The organism is Atlantibacter sp. RC6, assembly GCF_014193285.1.
Classification (GTDB): Bacteria; Pseudomonadota; Gammaproteobacteria; order Enterobacterales; family Enterobacteriaceae; genus Atlantibacter.
Window position 1 is genome coordinate 1 of the sequence record NZ_JACHZE010000001.1, and the last position, 17898, is coordinate 17898.

The following is a 17898-nucleotide window of genomic DNA, read 5'->3' on the forward strand; positions in this document are numbered from 1 at the left end:
ACAGACGAAATCATCGTATAATCCGGGCCGATTAGAGCAAAAAGTGTCACCCATGTGACCGGTCAGATCTGTAACCCATGTGACCGGTTCATACACGGCGAGCCCCCCTGGCCCGTTCGCGTACACTGGCGCCAGAGACTGAAACAAAAGCCCAGGCGAACGGAACAATTCCACTAAACCCAGGCGAACGGAACAATTCCACCGAACGGAACACTTCACCCGAACGGAACAATTCCACTGTACTAAACCCAAAAGGCCCTTTGCACGTCAGCAAAAAAAAGCTCCCGCCTTTCGACGAGAGCAACCAGGGTACTACAAATGAAAACCTACACTTACGGACGTACTGCAATCGCTTCGATTTCGATTTTTACATCTTTCGGCAGACGCGCCACTTCCACACACGACCGCGCCGGGAAATTCGCGTTGTGCTCCATAAAAAACCCGTTATACACCCGGTTCACCGCCTCAAAATCCGCCAGGTCTTTCACGAATACGGTGGTTTTGATGATGTTATTCACCGTCAGCCCCGCCGCTTCAATAATCCCTTTGACGTTTTGTAACGACTGAAGCGTTTGCGCCTCAATGTCCGCTGCAATCGCACCCGTCTCGGGGCACAACGGGATCTGTCCGGACGTAAAGACGAAACTGCCCATATCCACACCCTGTACGTACGGGCCGATCGCCGCCGGGGCAGTGTTGGTCGAAATAATGGTGGTTGTCATACTCACTCCTTTTAAAAAAGGTTGAACGTGCGGCTTATCGCCGCACGTAATGATTACAGGGCGCTGGTGAATGTCCTGGAGACCACATCCTGCTGCTGCTCGCGGGTCAGCGCGTTAAAGCGCACCGCATAGCCAGACACGCGGATCGTCAGGGTTGGATATTTTTCCGGGTGATCGATGGCGTCCAGCAGCATCTCGCGGTTCATCACGTTGACGTTAAGATGCTGGCCCCCTTCAATCGCTACGTCGTGATGGAAGTACCCATCCAGCAGCCCCACCAGGTTGTTCTTACGCGCCATCTCGTCTTTACCCAGCGCCGCCGGGACAATAGAGAAGGTGTAAGAAATCCCGTCTTTGGCGTATTTGAACGGCAGTTTCGCCACCGACGTCAGGGACGCTACCGCGCCTTTACGATCGCGGCCGTGCATCGGGTTTGCGCCCGGCGCGAACGGCGTACCGCCACGGCGGCCATCCGGGGTATTGCCGGTTTTCTGGCCGTATACCACGTTGGAAGTGATGGTCAGAATCGACTGGGTCGGCACCGCGTTGCGGTAAGTCGGCAGCGCCTGGATTTTTTGCATAAAGCGCGATACCAGATCGCAGGCGATGCTGTCTACGCGGTCATCGTTGTTGCCGTACTGCGGATATTCCCCTTCAATCACAAAATCCAGCGCCAGCCCGTTGTGGTCGCGCACCGGCATTACGCGGGCATATTTGATCGCCGACAGCGAATCCACCGCCACCGACAGACCGGCGATGCCACAGGCCATGGTGCGGTGCACATCGCGGTCATGCAGCGCCATCAGCGAGGCTTCGTAGCTGTACTTGTCATGCATATAGTGAATCAGGTTCAGGGCGCTGACGTACTGTACTGCCAGCCAGTCCATAAAACTGTCGAGACTGGCCATTACCGTGTCGTAATCCAGCACTTCATCCATGATCATCGGCGTTTTCGGGCCGACCTGGATCTTCAGCTTCTCGTCCATCCCGCCGTTGATGCAGTACAGCAGCGTCTTGGCGAGGTTGGCGCGCGCGCCGAAGAACTGCATCTGTTTGCCGATCACCATCGGGCTGACGCAGCAGGCAATCGCGTAGTCGTCGCTTTCGAAGTCCGGACGCATTAAGTCGTCGTTCTCGTACTGCAAAGAGGACGTTTCGATAGAAACTTTGGCGGCATAGGCTTTAAACGCTTTCGGCAGCGCTTCCGACCACAGAATAGTCAGATTCGGCTCCGGCGACGGGCCCATGGTGTGCAGGGTGTTCAGATAGCGGAAGGAGTTTTTGGTGACTAAGGTGCGGCCATCCAGCCCCATCCCGCCGATCACTTCGGTGGCCCAAATCGGGTCGCCGGAGAACAGCGTGTCGAATTCCGGGGTACGCAGGAAGCGCACCATGCGGATTTTCATAATGAAATGGTCAATCAGCTCCTGGGCCTGCACCTCGTTCAGCACCCCGGCTCTGATATCGCGCTCAATGTAGATATCGAGGAAGGTCGCGGTACGGCCCAGAGACATCGCCCCACCGTTCTGGGATTTGACCGCCGCCAGATAGCCAAAGTACAGCCACTGCACCGCTTCCTGCGCGTTACGCGCCGGGCGGGAGACGTCAAAGCCGTAGTTACCCGCCATCTCGGTGATTTGCTGTAATGCGCGGCGATGTTCGGCCAGCTCTTCACGCAGGCGGATGGTGGCTTCCAGATCTTCGCCGCGCTCCAGTTTCGGTTGCAGGTCAGCAAACTGCAATTCACGCTCGCGGATCAGGTAGGCAGTGCCGTACAGCGCCACGCGGCGGTAATCGCCGATGATGCGTCCGCGACCATAGCCGTCCGGCAAACCGGTCAGCACGCCGGATTTACGGCAGCGCAGCATATCCGGGGAATAGACATCAAACACGCCCTGGTTATGGGTTTTACGCAGATGGGTAAAGGTGTACTCGAAATCTTTGTCCATTTCGCGGCCATAGGCATCGAAAGAACTTTTGATCATGTTAACGCCGCCGTACGGGTGCAGCGCGCGCTTCAGCGGCTGGTCGGTTTGCAGACCGACGATTTTTTCCAGCCGCTGCTCGATATAACCCGGCGCGTGGGCGGTAATGGTTGTCGCGACGTTGGTGTCGAAATCGACCGGCGCATGGGTGGCGTTCTCCTTACGGATGCCTTCCATCACTTTTTCCCACAGCTGCACGGTGGCGGGCGTGGCGTCGGCGAGGAAGCTTTCGTCGCCTTCATACGGGGTATAGTTATGTTGAATAAAATCGCGGACGTTAATCGCTTCCTGCCAGTCAGAACCGGCGAAGCCCTGCCAGGCGTCGAGATACGTGTCGTTTAACGCTACATCAACCTTCATGACAAACTCCCTCTGTACGGTACAGATTTAATAATTCGATATCAGGCAAATTCAGGCTGTGAAACCTGGCGGCCCAGGCGGATAGCGTCCTGAGCGATCATTTTTTCTTCATTGGTGGGGATCACCGCCGCAACGGCGCGCGACGGCGCGCTGGAAACCACACGCGGCCCCACGCGGTTCGGCTGGGCGTTTTTGGCTTCATCCAGCTCGATGCCGAACACCTTCAGGCGCGCTATCACCAGCGAGCGGATAAGCACTGAGTTCTCGCCAATCCCGCCGGTGAAGATCACCCCATCCAGACGGCGCAACGCAGTGGCGTGGCCGCCAATATGGCGGGCAATGCGATGGACAAACGCGCCAATCGCGCGCTGCGCGCCCGCGTGTCCCTCGTAGTACGCCTGCTCAAGCACGCGTAAATCCGACGACAAACCCGACAGGCCGAGCAGCCCGGAAGATTTATTCACCACCCGCTCCAGATCGTCCAGGCTCTGCCCGGTCTGGCGGGCGAGATAGGCCAGCGCGCCAAAATCCACGTCGCCGCTACGGGTGCCCATAATCAATCCTTCCAGCGGCGTCATGCCCATGGAGGTATCCGCGCTTTTGCCGTCCTGTACCGCGCAAATCGACGCGCCGTTGCCCAGGTGGGCAATCACCAGCCCGGCGTCGTTGGCGTCCAGATTCAGCAGCGCCACGGCTTCGCTGGCCACATAGCGGTGCGAGGTGCCGTGAAAACCGTAGCGGCGCACACCGTGCTGTTCCGCATACTGATAAGGCAGGCCGTAGAGATAGGCTTCCGGCTTTAAGGTCTGATGGAAACCGGTGTCGAATACCGCAACCTGCGGCAAACCGGGGAACAGGTGGCGCGCGGCGTCCACTCCCGCCAGGTTGGCGTAGTTGTGCAGCGGGGCCAGCGGAGACACTTTCTTGATTTGTTCAACGACATCATCGGTGATGATCACCGCGTCACTGAAAATCTCGCCGCCGTGAGCGATGCGATGGCCGATTAACGTCACCGCTTTCATTAACTGACGCTTGTCCAGCTCCCCGGCGATGGCCGCCAGCGCGGCGTCGTAGGTGCTGTCAGCGAGTTTGATTTCGGTGGTTTTATCCACCACCAGCACGGCATTGTCGGAGCCAATACTGTCGGCAATACCGGAGAGAACCACGTCGCAATGCTCAACGTCTAAAACGGAAAACTTGATCGACGACGAGCCACAATTAATGACAAGTACCACAGAATCTAGATTCATTACACTGCTCCGCCCACCCTTTCGGGTGGGCTTTGAGGTTAACAGAGTGGGGATTAAAACAGTTTGTAAGCGATGTTCAGGATGGTCAGCAGGCCAATCACGGTAACGAAGAAGTTATCCGCACGACCTTTGTATTTCGCCATCGCCGGAGTTTTACCAATCGCGTACATCGGCAGCAGGCACAGCAGAGAGGCGATAATCGGCGCGCCCATGGCTTCAATCAGGTCCAGGATGTTCGGGTTGGCGTAAGCCACAACCCAGGTGGAGCCCATGATAAAGATCATGCTGATGGTGTTCAGTTTGCCTTCAGAGATTTTGTTTTTGTCGCCTTTGTAGCCAAACTTGAGGATCAGGCCGTTCAGACCTTCCAGCGTGCCCAGGTAGTGGCCGAAGAAGGATTTGAAAATCGCCACCAGCGCAATCAGCGAGGCTGCGTATTCCAGGGTTAACGCGAACGCTGACTTGGTGCCGGTTCCGCTCATGGAAGCGAAGTGGTTAGCCAGGTATGACAGCACCGGGATGTTCTGCGCTTTGGCTTCCGCCATGTTAGCCGGAGACAGGGTAAACAAGCAGCTGAAGGCGAAGAACATCACCACGGCAACCATCAACATGCTGGCGCGGGAGATAATCTGCGAGCATTTCTTCTCGGTGTACTCTTTACCGAAGTCGGCTTCGTACTCTTCGCGTTTAGAGACCACGAAGGAAGAGACAATCGGCGAGAAGTTAAACGAGAACACCATGATGGAGATACCCAGCCATACGGTTACCAGGATGCCATCGTGGCCCAGCAGAGAGATATCCGCCACCTGAGCCTGTTCGATCACCGCACCGTTCCAGTAAGGGATCAGCGACAGGGAGATCAGCACCAGGCTGGCGATAAACGGCCATACCAGGTAGCTCATCACTTTCACCATCAGGTCTTTACCAAACCAGATAACGAATGCCATCAGCAGCAGCAGGAACAGCGCCACAAAGCCGCGGTTCAACGGCGCCATGCCGAGCTGGTTGACCCAGAAGGTCATAAAGGTGTTGGTGATGGTGACGCCATAAATCCACAGCAGCGGACAAATCGCGAAGAAGTACAGGAAGGTAATCACCACGCCGCCGGTTTTACCGAAGTGCTCTTCAACGGTTTCGGTAATGTTACCTGACGGATTGCTGCCCGAGAGGCACAGACGCGCCAGCGCGCGGTGGCAATAGAAGGCGATCGGGTAAGCCAGCACTAACATTAATAAAATAGGAATTAAGCCGCCAAAGCCCGCGCGAATCGGGAAAAATAATACCCCGGCGCCGATTGCCGTACCAAACAGACCCAGCGTCCACGTGGTGTCAGATTTACGCCAGGCAAACCCCGACGTTTTCTGACCAGTTACAACAGTATTATCCAAACTCATTTGAAGTATCCTGTACAAAAATTATTAGTGAGTGGTTTCAAGACCGGTAATTTGCGAAACGCGCGACAGGTCAATATTGCCACCGGAAATAATGCTAACGGTTTTCTTACCCTGGATATAATGATCAAGCTTGCCGCTTAATAATGCAGCGCTGGCTAAGGCGCCTGCCCCTTCAGTGATGATTTTATTTCTCTGGATCAGGTGAACCATACTGGAGCGAATTTCTTCTTCGGTAACCAGAACAATATCCGTGACCAGATCTTTTACGATTTCATAGGTTAAAACACCAGGACGCGCCACGTCGCAGCCATCGGCGAGCGTGCCGGCATTGCGGTGGTTGGTAATGTGACCGGCATAATAAGAAGACGCCATACCGTGAACGTTTTCTGACTGGACGCCGATAATATTAATCCGCGGGTTGATAGATTTAATCGCCAGCGCCACGCCGGCAATCAGTCCGCCGCCGCCGATGGGCACGATGACGTTGTCGACATCATACAAATCTTCAAGGATTTCAAGGCCAATCGTGCCCTGTCCAGCGATGACTTTCTCGTCATCAAATGGCGGGATAAATAAGCGCCCTTCCATTTCCATAATTTCACTGGCTTTAGCGATAGTCTCGTTAAAGCTATTTCCGTGCAGGATCACTTCGGCTGAATAATCGGTGGTTGCGGCCACTTTTGATTTCGGCGCGCAGGATGGCATAACCACTTTGCCGTTAATGCCTAACATGGCGCAAGAAAGAGAAACCCCCTGAGCATGGTTACCTGCTGAGCAGGCGACAACACCCTGACGTTTTTCATCTTCGGTTAATGAACTTAATTTATTAAAGGCTCCACGAATTTTAAATGACCCGGTGCGTTGCATATTTTCAAATTTAAGAAATATCTCTCCCTTGCAACGTTCGCTTAAATAATTGGAACGTGGTTGACCGGTTTTATAGATGCGCCCATTAAGACGGGTGCGGGCTTCCATGATGTCATGGATGGTCAGTGGAAGATTATCGTAGGTTATCATGGTAAATCCTTTCGTAGCCGTCTGATACAGAGTTTTATTTTCAAGACGCGGCGATCCTAAGGTACATCCACCACCATTAATGTGACACACACATCAAAACACCGTCGGTCAATCTTTTCGTAAGGTAATTAATTAAGAAAATGCTACCGGGTCGACATTTTAATTATTTCGCATTAATTTAACTAATCCGAAGTGAATAAAATTAGTAATAGCTGTTTTCCGGCAATATGTTTAATTTTAAATCGAAAGTTAATTTGTGAATTAAATACAGCGCTTTTAAATAAACTCTAAATTACACACATCACCATTCATTAACATATTATTTACTTATGGGTGAATTAGTGATCATAAGCAGGCTGAATGTTTTTTAACCCGCATTTTTTCTGCAAGGGAATTTTGCCGGGTGTTACCGCCCTGAACGGCGTGGATAAAAATGAGATTTGGGTCACAAAAAGATTGAACTCAACGGAGTGATGGTTTTATGATCGCCTCATTCCCACCATTTTTTAACCATCACGATACTTTCCTATGACAAACAACGCCGTCTCACGCAAAACCGCGTGGCTGCGGGTGGTTACGCTTGCTGTCGCCGCATTCATCTTTAACACCACCGAATTTGTGCCGGTGGGATTACTGTCGGACATTGCCAGCAGCTTTAATATGCAAAGCGCCCAGGCGGGAATAATGCTGACGATTTACGCCTGGGTTGTGGGATTAATGTCCCTGCCCTTTATGCTGCTGACCAGCCAGATTGAGCGCCGCAAGCTGTTGATTGCCCTGTTCGTGGTGTTTATCGCCAGCCATATCCTGTCGTTCCTCGCCTGGAGTTTTGAAGTGCTGGTGATAAGCCGGGTCGGCATAGCCTTCGCACATGCCATTTTCTGGTCGATTACCGCCTCGCTGGCGATACGCCTGGCCCCGGCGGGCAAACGCGCCCAGGCGCTGAGCCTGATTGCTACCGGCACCGCGCTGGCGTCGGTATTGGGCATTCCGATTGGCCGCGTGGTCGGGCAGTACTTCGGCTGGCGCACCACTTTCTTTGTCATCGGCATGGGCGCATTAATTACCCTGGTATGCCTGGCGCGCCTGCTGCCGAAACTGCCCAGCGAGCATTCCGGTTCGCTTAAAAGCCTGCCGGTGCTGTTCCGCCGCCCGGCGCTGATCAGCATTTATATTCTGACAGTCGTGGTTGTCACCGCGCATTTCACCGCCTACAGCTATATTGAACCCTTTGTACAGACCGTCGCGGGCCTGAGCGAAAACTTCGCCACGTATATGCTGTTGGTGCTGGGCTTTACCGGAATAATCGGCAGCGTGATATTCGGCAAACTGGGTAACCAGCATGCCTCGCTGCTGATCGCGCTGGCGATAGCCCTGCTGGTGGTTTGCCTGCTTCTGCTGCTGCCTGCCAGCGCTAACAGCTGGAGCCTGACAGCGCTGTGCGCCTTATGGGGAATTGCGATTATGCTGATCGCGCTGGGGATGCAGGTGAAGGTGCTGGCGCTGGCGCCGGATGCCACCGACGTCGCCATGTCGCTGTTTTCCGGCATCTTTAATATCGGCATCGGCGCGGGAGCGCTGGTGGGCAACCTGGTGAGTATGAATCTCTCAATGGCGTCGGTGGGCTATATCGGCGCCATTCCTGCGCTGGCGGCGCTGGTGTGGGCGGTGGTTATTTTCCGCCGCTGGCCGGTGTCGCTGGAGGATCCCACCCGTCAGGTTAACCCGCACTAAGGTCCGCTTTTTACTACGCTCGCCTGCCTGCTGAACCATGGGTTGCAAGCCAGGCGAGCGGGGATCCTCTTGCTACTGATAATCCCTATCCGCCCTGATAGCTGGTCACAATCTCAAGCACGCCGTTAATAATAAACTGCACCCCCATACAGACCAGCAGAAAGCCCATCAGGCGCGAGATGGCTTCAATGCCGCCCTTGCCCACCACGCGCATCACCGCCCCGGAACTGCGCAGGCTGCCCCAGAGGATAATGCCGATAATGATAAACAGCAGCGGCGGCGCAACGGCGATAATCCAGGCCGGAAAGGCGTCGGAATGGCGCAGCGTGGAGGCGGAGCTGATGATCATCGCAATGGTGCCGGGCCCGGCGGTGCTGGGCATCGCCAGCGGTACGAACGCGATATTGGTATCCGGCTCTTTGGTGATCTCTTCGGCTTTGCTCTGTACCTCCGGCGCTTCGTGGCCCTTTGCCGGTGGGAACAACATCCGAAAACCGATAAACGCCACAATCAGGCCGCCAGCAATACGCAGACCGGGAATCGAAATCCCGAAGGTGTCCATGACCAGCTGACCGGCGTACCACGCCACCAGCATGATCACCACCACGTTAACGGACGTCATCAGCGCGGTGCGGTTACGCTCGGCGCTGCTCATATGGCCGGACAGACCTAAAAACAGCGCCACGGTGGTTAACGGGTTCGCCAGGGGTAATAGCACCACCAGCCCAAGCCCCAGAGCCTTAATTAATTCCAGCATATCAGTCCTCTTGCGGTGAACGGCAGGCGCAGTATAGGGAGGCCCTCGCCGGGATACCATCAACAAAGCGTAAGGTTTCGTCACCGTCTTTACAAACCGGATTCGCAGTACCGCCAGGTTGCTTAATGGGTAACAATTCGCCGTAAAAAGTTTAACTTATGAAACGTTTTAGCAGATCGTGTCATCTTTAATCCATTCGGTTGACTTATATTTGCCTGGGCAATAATATCTGCCGTGACTAATCTACTTGCCTGGGCAACCACTGTGAACAATCCTGACGATCTATTTAATAACATCATCCCGCTGGGTCGCCTGATCCATCTGGTGAATCAGAAAAAAGATCGTTTGCTTAATGATTACCTCTCCCCGCTGGATATCACCGCCGCGCAGTTCAAAGTGCTGTGTTCTGTACGCTGTGGAGGTTCCATTACGCCGGTGGAGCTGAAAAAGGTGCTTTCGGTAGATTTAGGCGCCCTGACCCGGATGCTTGACCGCCTGGTCAGCAAAGGCTGGATCGAACGCTTGCCGAACCCCAACGACAAGCGCGGCGTACTGATCCAACTCACCCCGGAAGGCGCGGCGCTGTGTGAGCAATGTCATCAATTAGTAGGGCAAACCCTGCATCAAGAATTAACTAAAAATATGACGGCAGAAGAAGTGGCAACCCTTGAATACCTGCTCAAGAAGGTTCTGCCGTAACCGACGGAGATAAGACGATGTCCAGACGTAACAATGATGCGGTGACGATTCATAGCATTTTGGACTGGATTGAAGAGAATCTGGAGTCCCCACTGTCACTGGAGAAGGTATCCGAACGTTCGGGTTACTCGAAATGGCACCTGCAACGGATGTTCAAAAAAGAAACCGGCCATTCATTAGGCCAGTACATCCGTAACCGTAAACTGACTGAAATCGCACAGCAGTTGAAAAGCAGCAACGAGCCGATCCTGTTTTTGGCGGAGCGCTATGGGTTTGAATCCCAGCAAACCCTGACCCGCACCTTCAAAAACTATTTTTCGCTGCCGCCGCATAAGTTCCGCGTCAATGCCACCGCGAACGATGCGCTGTATCTGCACAGAATTAACCACTAAACCTGCAATCACTTCACGTGTCGCACGTGACCGAGGAAATCATGAAATACGTCTTAGCAGCCTGCGCCCTGCTGGTACTGGCGACAGGCTCTGCTGCGGCGGAGCAATCCACTGGCTTCAGCCATCAGGAAGCCCGCGACCCGATGCTCACCTCCACCACCAACTGCACCTCGCCGTATGATTTTAATCATCGCGGCGCGGGCAGCGATAAATCAGATGAGCTTGGGGTGGCGTACTATAACTGAGTTTACCGGCGGGCGTTGCGCCCGCCCGCATACTCAGGCTCTGCGCGCCTTACGCGCGATCGGGAAGCCAAACACGTTGATATACAGCCCGCCCATAATCAGCACCGCCCCGCACATCTGCAACCATGAAAGCGTCTCGCCTAACAGCAGCGCGGCACTTGCCAGCCCCACCACCGGCACCAGCAGCGACAGCGGCGCCACGCGCCAGGTTTCGTAACGCCCCAACAACGTGCCCCAAATCCCGTAGCCGACAATCGTCGCGCCAAACGCCAGGTACATCAGCGACAGAATGGTCACCATATCGATGTGCATCAGGCTCAGCACCACCGTGGTTGGGCCATCCAGCAGCATACTGGCTACCAGGAACGGCACGATGGGGATCAGGGCGCTCCATACCACCAGCGACATCACCGCCGGGCGCGCTTCATGCTGCATGATTTTCTTATTAAAGATATTACCGCAGGCCCAGCTAAAAGCGCCGCCCAACGTCAGCATAAAGCCTAACAGCGGCACGTGCTTTCCGGTGAGGCTGGCTTCAATCAGCACCAGCACGCCCACCACCGCCAGCAAAATCCCCGCCAGTTGGCGCGGCTGCAAACGTTCGCCAAACGTCAGCGCGCCAAGAATGATGGTGAAAAACGCCTGGGCCTGTAACACCAGCGAGGCCAGTCCGGCGGGCATACCAAACTTAATCGCGCAGAACAGAAAAGCGAACTGCCCAAAGCTGATGGTCAACCCGTAGCCCAGCAGCAGGCGCAGCGGCACTTTCGGGCGAGCGACAAAAAACAGCGCCGGAAAGGCCACCAGCAGAAAACGTAACCCCGCCAACAGCAGCGGCGGCATGGCATGCAGCCCCCACTTGATAACAACAAAATTGACTCCCCACACCGTCACCACCAGCAGCGCCAGTAGCCCATCTTTACGTGTCATACCCTGCCCCAAAATAATTAAAAAAGTGTTAACACTTCACCCTACCGCAAATCTTTACTAAAAGGGATCACCAAAATATGCCTCGTTAAAAAGCACGTCAGAACAACAGGCTGGGTGTACAACGTCGATACGTCGTGGTATTGCTTGATGGCATCTCAACCGCAGCAGATCTCACTACCAATTATAAAAAGATTACAATATGCAGCCCAGGCACACATTATCTATCGGCGCACTGCTCGCCTCATCGCTCCTGTTAACCATTGGGCGCGGCGCGACGCTGCCCTTTATGACGATCTATCTGAACCGCCAGTACGCCATGCCGGTGGATCAGATTGGTATCGCGATGAGTATCGCCCTGACGGTGGGCGTGTTCTTTAGCCTGGGATTTGGCATCCTGGCTGACCGCTTCGAGAAAAAACGCTATATGCTGCTGGCCATCGCTGTGTTTGTCGGCGGCTTCGTGGCCATTCCCCTGACGCACAACGCGGCGCTGGTGGTAGCGTGGTTTTCGCTGGTGAACTGCGCCTATTCGGTGTTCGCTACGGTTTTAAAAAGCTATTTTTCCGATACGCTCACCCCGGCGGTAAAAGCCAAAGTCTTTTCGCTGAACTACACCTTTTTGAATATTGGCTGGACCATCGGGCCGCCGCTCGGCACCTGGCTACTGCTGTACGGGGTCAATATGCCGTTCTGGCTGGCGGCCATCAGCAGCTCGATCCCGTTTGTCCTGATCCAGTGCTGCGTTAAGCCGCTGCATACCGTGGCGGAGAGCAATGCTGAAAAACGCAGCGCCATTGCCGTACTGTTGCAGGATCGCGCGCTGATTTATTTCACGCTCTCGGCGTTTCTCGGCTCGCTGGTGTTTGGCTCTTTCGCTTCCTGTATAGCGCAATACGTTATGGTGGTAGCTGACAACCGGCTGGCGGAAACCGTGATCGGCGTAGTGCTGCCGGTGAACGCGGCGGTGGTCGTGTCACTCCAGTACCTGGTGGGGAAACGCATTCGCGCCGAAAATCTCAAGCGCCTGATGCTGTTGGGCACGCTGTTTTTCCTGCTGGGTCTGGGGGGCTTTATGATTTCCGGCGGGAATCTGTGGCTGTGGGGATTGTCCGCCGCCGTGTTTACCTTCGGTGAGCTGATCTACGCGCCAGGCGAGTATATGCTGGTGGATAACATCGCGCCCACCGGTTTGAAAGCCAGCTACTTCTCCGCCCAGTCGCTGGGCTGGCTCGGCGGCGCACTCAACCCGCTGCTGACCGGGGTTATCCTCACGCATCTGCCGCCCTGGTCGCTGTTCGCGATCCTGATGGTGGCGACGGCGGGCGCATACCTGCTGATGCTAAAAGGGATGCGCGCACCGCGAGCGACGGCTGTGACGGGGTGTGTCTAAATGTACAAAAAACAGTCTGGATAACCGGCCGCGTTTGAAATAACCTCTGAGGTGAATTATAGTTCAGGATGAATCACCGATGAGAAAAGGAACACCCAATGTCCCCCTGAGCGTGGTGAAAGAAATGGTAAGGTCGGGAAAAGTAAAAACCACCTTTACTGCCACGCAAGGCGCGCTTGAATTAGGCTTTACCGCGCCCGTGTTACCCTTAATGTGCAACGTTGTTTTGCTGCTGGACCAGGGTCATTTTTATAAAAGTATGACTGCGTATCATGATGAAACCATCTGGCATGATGTTTATCGCACCCGTTTCGATGAACGCGATATTTATCTTAAGCTGATCGTGAAAGATGACGTCCTGATTGTGTCATTTAAGGAGTTATGATGAAAACATGTCCCATTTGTGGCGGCGGCCATTTAACTCATGAAAGCCGCGATCTGCCTTATGAGTACAAAGGCAGCAAAACAACCTTGCGCGGGATTGCTGGCGAGTATTGCGATGCCTGCGGTGAAATTATCTTTACTCCTGAAGAAAGCAACGCCTTTAGCGCTCAGGCCAGTGCATTTCGAACCGCGGTCAATGCGGAATCTTTCGACCCGAGGCTGTTTACCCGGGTTCGTAAAAATTTGCGCATCGATCAGCAACAGGCCGGTATGCTGTTCGGCGGCGGCGTCAATGCCTTTTCCCGTTATGAAACCGGGAAAACCACGCCGCCGGTCGCCGTCGTCAAACTCTTTAAAATGTTCGATAAGTTCCCGGAATTATTCGAAGAATATAAATTGCTGTAAACACTTCCTCCCCTGGCCGGGCATGCGCCCGGCTTAAATCGCCACCAGCCCTCTGACCCCTTCCTGCTCCATCTGGCTGCCCGCGCCGCGCTGGATAATTTCGCCGCGCGACATCACCAGGTAGCTGTCCGCCAGCTCGGCGGCGAAGTCGTAAAACTGCTCCACCAGCAATATCGCCATATCTCCGCGCTTCGCCAGTTCGCCGATCACCGCGCCGATCTGTTTAATCACCGACGGCTGGATGCCCTCTGTCGGTTCATCCAGGATTAACAACTGAGGGCGGCAGGCCAGCGCCCGGCCAATCGCCAGCTGTTGCTGCTGGCCGCCGGAGAGATCGCCGCCGCGCCGCTGTTTCATCTCATGCAGCACCGGGAACAGCGCGTAGATCTCATCGGGAACGCTACGCGCGTCGCGGCCTGAAAAGCGCGAAAGCCCCATCAGCAGGTTTTCCTCCACCGTTAAGCGCGGAAAAATTTCCCTGCCCTGCGGTACGTAGGCCATGCCCGCCCGCACCCGCTGGTGCGGCTTCAGACGGGTGATGTTGTTATCCTGGAAATGGACATCGCCGGAACGGGCGGCAATCAACCCCATCAGGCACTTCAGCAAGGTGCTTTTCCCCACGCCGTTACGTCCCAACAGGCAGGTCACCTCCCCGGGCTGCACCTCAAACGACACGCCGCGCAGAATATGGCTGCCGCCGTAATACTGATTCAGACCGCTGACTTTTAACATACCCGCTCCTTAGCGCCCTAAATAGACGTCGATAACCTGCTCATTGTTCTGCACCTCGCGCAGCGATCCTTCCGCCAGCACCTGGCCCTGATGCAGCACCGTTACCCGGTCGGCGATGGTTTCCACAAAGCCCATATCGTGCTCCACCACCATCAGCGAATGCTTACCCGCCAGGGTGCGGAACAACTCAGCGCTGTATTCGGTTTCCGCGTCGGTCATACCCGCCGCCGGTTCATCAAGCAATAACAGATGCGGTTCCTGGATCAGCAGCATGCCGATTTCCAGAAACTGTTTTTGACCGTGGGATAAGGTGCCTGCCATGCGATGACGTTCGGCGCTCAGCCGTAGCTGGCTTAAAATCTCGTCGATGCGGTCACGCTTTTCGCCACTGAGGCGCGCCCGCAGCGTGCCCCACACCGACTTGTCGCCCTTTTGCGCCAGTTCGAGGTTTTCAAACACGCTCAGTGCCTCAAACACCGTCGGCTTCTGGAATTTACGCCCGATGCCCTGACGGGCGATATCGATGGACGACAGCGCGGTCAGATCGGTGGACTGGTCGTAAATCGCCCGTCCACTTTGGGGCCGGGTTTTGCCGGTGATCACGTCCATCAGCGTGGTTTTGCCCGCGCCGTTAGGGCCGATAATGCAGCGCAGTTCACCCACGCCAATCTGCAAACTGAGATCGGTCAGCGCCTTAAAGCCGTCGAAACTGACATTGATATTGTCCAGTTGCAGCACCGGGTCGGTTTGCACGCGATACCGGTCCGTCATTTGTTGGCGGGTAAACAGCCCTTCATCCGGTTGCATCATTGCTTGCCTCGCTTGATCAAACCCACCACGCCGCGCGGTAAAAAGCGCGTCACCAGAATAAACATCAGCCCCAGGAACAACAGCCAGTACTCGGGCATCACCACGGTGAACAGGCTTTTCGCGCCGTTAACCAGCCCTGCGCCGATTACCGGGCCGATCAGCGTGCCGCGCCCGCCCAGCGCCACCCAAATCGCCGCCTCGATGGAGTTGGTGGGCGACATTTCACCGGGGTTGATGATCCCCACCTGCGGCACATACAGCGCGCCCGCCAGCCCGCACAGCACCGCCGACAGCGTCCAGACCAGCAACTTGAAGCCTTTCGGGTCGTAGCCGCAGAACGTCAGGCGGCTTTCCGCATCGCGCACCGCCGTCAGCACCCGGCCAAACTTGCTCTTCGCCAACAACCAGCCGATCGCCAGGCTGAGGGTTAACACCAGCACCGTGGCGACAAACAGCCCGATGCGGGTTGCGGTGGCGGTGACCGGCATTCCCAGCAGCGTGGTGAAACCGGTAAAACCGTTATTGCCGCCAAAGCCGGTTTCGTTGCGGAAAAACAGCAGCATCCCGGCCCAGGTCAACGCCTGGGTCATGATGGAAAAATAAACGCCTTTGATTTTCGAGCGAAACGCAAACCAGCCGAACAGCAGCGCCAGCAGGCCCGGCACCAGCACAATCAGCATCAGCGTCCAGAGAAAGCTACTGGTGCCGAACCAGTACCAGGGCAGCTCGCTCCAGGAGAGGAAGCTCATAAACGCCGGTAAGCCGTCGCCGGCGGCCTGACGCATTAAGTACATCCCCATGGCATAACCGCCGAGGGCGAAAAACAGTCCATGACCCAGCGAGAGCATCCCGGCATAGCCCCAAACCAGATCCAGCGCCACCGCCATAATCGCGTAGCAGAGGATTTTACCCACCAGCGTCAGCATCCACTCCGACAGGTGTAGTGGATGCGCGGCGGGCAGCAGCGCCAGGAACGGCAGCACCAGCAGCGCCGCCAGAATCACGCCGCCCAGCGCCAGGCTCAGTTTTGGTCGCCGCCCAGTCGCGGCAGTGGTTAACGGCAGGCTAATCATTCAACAACCCTCCCTTTGAGTGCGAACAGTCCCTGGGGGCGTTTCTGGATAAACAGCACAATCAGCAGCAGGATCAGGATCTTGCCAAGCACCGCACCAAGCTGCGGTTCGAGGATTTTATTCAGGATCCCGAGGCTGAATGCCGCCGCCACGCTGCCCGCCAGTTGTCCGACGCCGCCCAGCACCACCACTAAAAATGAATCGATGATATAGCCCTGGCCGAGTTCCGGGCCGACGTTGCCGAGCTGCGACAGCGCCACGCCGCCCAACCCGGCGATGCCGGAGCCAAGGCCGAACGCCAGCATATCCACGCGCCCTTCCGGCACGCCGCAGCACGCCGCCATGGCGCGGTTTTGCGTCACCGCCCGCACGTTCATCCCCAGCCGGGTGCGGTTGAGCAGCAACCAGGTAAAGACCAGTACCAGCAGCACAAAGCCGATGACTGCCACCCGGTTCCACGGCAGGATCAGGTTCGGCAACACCTGAATGCCGCCGGAGAGCCACGCCGGGTTCGCCACCTCGACGTTCTGCGCGCCAAACACCATGCGCACGATTTGGATCAGCATCAGGCTGATGCCCCAGGTGGCGAGCAGGGTTTCCAGCGGACGACCATACAGATGGCGGATCACGCTGCGCTCCAGCGCCATACCGATCCCCGCCGTGACCAGGAACGCCACCGGCAGCGCCACCAACGGATAGAGCGCCAGCCATTGCGGCGCCCAGGCGGCGAACGCATTTTGAGTAAGCCAGGTGCTGTACGCCCCCAGCATCAGCATTTCGCCGTGGGCCATATTGATCACGCCCAGCAGGCCATAGGTGATGGCAAGACCCAGCGCCGCCAGCAGCAAGATTGACCCCAGCGACAAGCCCATAAACGCCTGGCCCGCCAGTTCGCCCCACATCAGGCGCTGGCCGATGGCCTTGACGCTTTTTTGCGCCTGGGCGCGCACGTCGGCATCGCGCTCAGTGTGCGGATCAGTTAAGGGTTGCAGCCGCGCCTGTACCTGCGGCGAGCCGGAGTTTTCCAGCTGTTGCGCCGCCGCCAGGCGGACTGCGGGCTGCGGGCTGTTGAGATTCAGCAGCGCCAGCGCGGTGATCAGCGCGTCGCGTACCGCGCCGTCGGTTTCCTGCTGACGACGGGTTTCCAGCAGCGTCGCCATCTCCGGGCTGGCGTCGCGCTGGAGTGTTTCGGCGGCGCGCAACCTTTCCGTGACGTTGTCACTTACCAGATAGTGAGACGCCAGCGCTGCCGCCGCCAGATTGCGCAGCCGGTTAGTCAGACGCAGCTTTTGGGTATCGCCCACAGGCGCAGCGGCGTCGCCCAACGGCGCTAAGGCCCCGGCGTTAGCGTCAAAAACCTGTTTCTGGCTATCCAGCACCACCCGCTCGGCGGCCAGCGCTTTCAAAAACGGTAACCGGCTGGGTTCGGGCGCAGTGCCCCAGGTTTCCAGCATTTTCGCCTGTTCGGCGCGGTTGGCGCGTGCGAAGTCATCGCCATCGGCGGCCCAGACTCGTGCCGGTAGCAGCAGCGTCACCAACAGCAGATAGATAAAGGTGGCGGGTTTCATTATTACGTCTCCGCATCGGCTCTGGGTAATAAAAGCCTCCTGTTACCAGGA

Annotated in this window: 18 protein-coding genes; 7 read left to right on the forward strand and 11 right to left on the reverse strand. The window is 56.2% G+C overall.

Features of this window, described 5'->3' with window-relative positions; translation table 11 throughout:
• Nucleotides 1–332: 332 nt before the first annotated feature.
• From FHW74_RS00005 to tdcB, 5 genes are read right to left on the reverse strand one after another with little or no spacing between them, the layout of a single operon-like run.
• Nucleotides 333–722, reverse strand: a complete 390-nt coding sequence (locus FHW74_RS00005; RefSeq protein ID WP_144132065.1) for a RidA family protein — start codon at nucleotides 720–722, stop codon at nucleotides 333–335.
• A gap of 53 nt (nucleotides 723–775) precedes the next feature.
• Complete coding sequence (gene pflB, locus FHW74_RS00010) at nucleotides 776–3067, reverse strand: formate C-acetyltransferase (RefSeq protein ID WP_183168558.1); 2292 nt, start codon at nucleotides 3065–3067, stop codon at nucleotides 776–778.
• Between the two features lie 41 nt (nucleotides 3068–3108).
• Nucleotides 3109–4317, reverse strand: coding sequence for a propionate kinase (tdcD, locus tag FHW74_RS00015; protein ID WP_183168559.1), 1209 nt, complete (start codon nucleotides 4315–4317; stop codon nucleotides 3109–3111).
• Between the two features lie 53 nt (nucleotides 4318–4370).
• Nucleotides 4371–5711, reverse strand: a complete 1341-nt coding sequence (gene tdcC / locus FHW74_RS00020; protein WP_183168560.1) for a threonine/serine transporter TdcC — start codon at nucleotides 5709–5711, stop codon at nucleotides 4371–4373.
• Between the two features lie 24 nt (nucleotides 5712–5735).
• The gene (gene tdcB, locus FHW74_RS00025) at nucleotides 5736–6728 is read right to left on the reverse strand and encodes a bifunctional threonine ammonia-lyase/L-serine ammonia-lyase TdcB (protein ID WP_183168561.1); all 993 of its coding nucleotides are present in this window, start codon (nucleotides 6726–6728) and stop codon (nucleotides 5736–5738) included.
• 528 nt (nucleotides 6729–7256) lie between these two features.
• Between tdcB and FHW74_RS00030 the strand changes: the two genes are divergently transcribed.
• Nucleotides 7257–8462: a sugar transporter gene (locus FHW74_RS00030; RefSeq protein WP_183168562.1), complete on the forward strand. Its 1206-nt coding sequence runs from the start codon at nucleotides 7257–7259 to the stop codon at nucleotides 8460–8462.
• 85 nt (nucleotides 8463–8547) lie between these two features.
• Here the strand turns inward: FHW74_RS00030 and FHW74_RS00035 are convergent, their stop codons facing one another.
• Nucleotides 8548–9219, reverse strand: coding sequence for a MarC family NAAT transporter (locus tag FHW74_RS00035; RefSeq protein ID WP_183168563.1), 672 nt, complete (start codon nucleotides 9217–9219; stop codon nucleotides 8548–8550).
• A gap of 264 nt (nucleotides 9220–9483) precedes the next feature.
• Between FHW74_RS00035 and marR the strand changes: the two genes are divergently transcribed.
• Genes marR through marB form a run of 3 tightly spaced genes read left to right on the forward strand, consistent with a single transcriptional unit; the run spans nucleotide 9484 to nucleotide 10555 of the window.
• Nucleotides 9484–9918 carry a multiple antibiotic resistance transcriptional regulator MarR gene (marR, locus tag FHW74_RS00040; RefSeq protein WP_183169413.1) on the forward strand — a complete coding sequence of 145 codons (435 nt, stop codon included), beginning with the start codon at nucleotides 9484–9486 and terminating at the stop codon, nucleotides 9916–9918.
• Between the two features lie 17 nt (nucleotides 9919–9935).
• Nucleotides 9936–10310 (forward strand): MDR efflux pump AcrAB transcriptional activator MarA, encoded by a 375-nt coding sequence (marA, locus tag FHW74_RS00045; RefSeq protein ID WP_002435664.1) that lies wholly within the window; start codon nucleotides 9936–9938, stop codon nucleotides 10308–10310.
• Nucleotides 10311–10351: 41 nt separating this feature from the next.
• A complete protein-coding gene (gene marB, locus FHW74_RS00050; RefSeq protein ID WP_125293355.1) occupies nucleotides 10352–10555 on the forward strand; it encodes a multiple antibiotic resistance regulatory protein MarB in 204 nt (67 codons plus the stop codon).
• Between the two features lie 33 nt (nucleotides 10556–10588).
• Here the strand turns inward: marB and eamA are convergent, their stop codons facing one another.
• Nucleotides 10589–11485, reverse strand: coding sequence for an O-acetylserine/cysteine exporter (gene eamA / locus FHW74_RS00055; protein ID WP_183168564.1), 897 nt, complete (start codon nucleotides 11483–11485; stop codon nucleotides 10589–10591).
• 199 nt (nucleotides 11486–11684) lie between these two features.
• On the opposite strand from eamA, the gene ydeE reads away from it, so the two are divergent.
• The 3 genes from ydeE to FHW74_RS00070 all read left to right on the forward strand — a co-directional run bounded on the left by ydeE (nucleotide 11685) and on the right by FHW74_RS00070 (nucleotide 13664).
• Nucleotides 11685–12875 carry an efflux MFS transporter YdeE gene (ydeE, locus tag FHW74_RS00060; RefSeq protein ID WP_183168565.1) on the forward strand — a complete coding sequence of 397 codons (1191 nt, stop codon included), beginning with the start codon at nucleotides 11685–11687 and terminating at the stop codon, nucleotides 12873–12875.
• Nucleotides 12876–12954: 79 nt separating this feature from the next.
• Entirely contained in the window at nucleotides 12955–13260 is a 306-nt protein-coding gene (locus FHW74_RS00065) for a type II toxin-antitoxin system MqsR family toxin (RefSeq protein ID WP_183168566.1), read from the forward strand.
• Nucleotides 13260–13664, forward strand: a complete 405-nt coding sequence (locus FHW74_RS00070; protein WP_183168567.1) for a type II TA system antitoxin MqsA family protein — start codon at nucleotides 13260–13262, stop codon at nucleotides 13662–13664. Before FHW74_RS00065 ends, FHW74_RS00070 begins: the two co-directional genes overlap by 1 nt.
• Before the next feature lie 33 nt (nucleotides 13665–13697).
• On the opposite strand, the gene urtE is transcribed toward FHW74_RS00070, so the two are convergent.
• Genes urtE through urtB form a run of 4 tightly spaced genes read right to left on the reverse strand, consistent with a single transcriptional unit; the run spans nucleotide 13698 to nucleotide 17847 of the window.
• The gene (gene urtE, locus FHW74_RS00075) at nucleotides 13698–14396 is read right to left on the reverse strand and encodes an urea ABC transporter ATP-binding subunit UrtE (RefSeq protein ID WP_183168568.1); all 699 of its coding nucleotides are present in this window, start codon (nucleotides 14394–14396) and stop codon (nucleotides 13698–13700) included.
• A gap of 9 nt (nucleotides 14397–14405) precedes the next feature.
• On the reverse strand, nucleotides 14406–15203 hold the full coding sequence (gene urtD / locus FHW74_RS00080) for an urea ABC transporter ATP-binding protein UrtD (RefSeq protein ID WP_183169414.1): 798 nt from the start codon (nucleotides 15201–15203) through the stop codon (nucleotides 14406–14408).
• Complete coding sequence (gene urtC, locus FHW74_RS00085) at nucleotides 15203–16276, reverse strand: urea ABC transporter permease subunit UrtC (protein ID WP_370527955.1); 1074 nt, start codon at nucleotides 16274–16276, stop codon at nucleotides 15203–15205. The genes urtD and urtC overlap by 1 nt, the downstream gene beginning before the upstream one ends.
• Nucleotides 16276–17847 carry an urea ABC transporter permease subunit UrtB gene (gene urtB / locus FHW74_RS00090; protein WP_183168570.1) on the reverse strand — a complete coding sequence of 524 codons (1572 nt, stop codon included), beginning with the start codon at nucleotides 17845–17847 and terminating at the stop codon, nucleotides 16276–16278. Before urtB ends, urtC begins: the two co-directional genes overlap by 1 nt.
• Nucleotides 17848–17898: the final 51 nt, after the last annotated feature.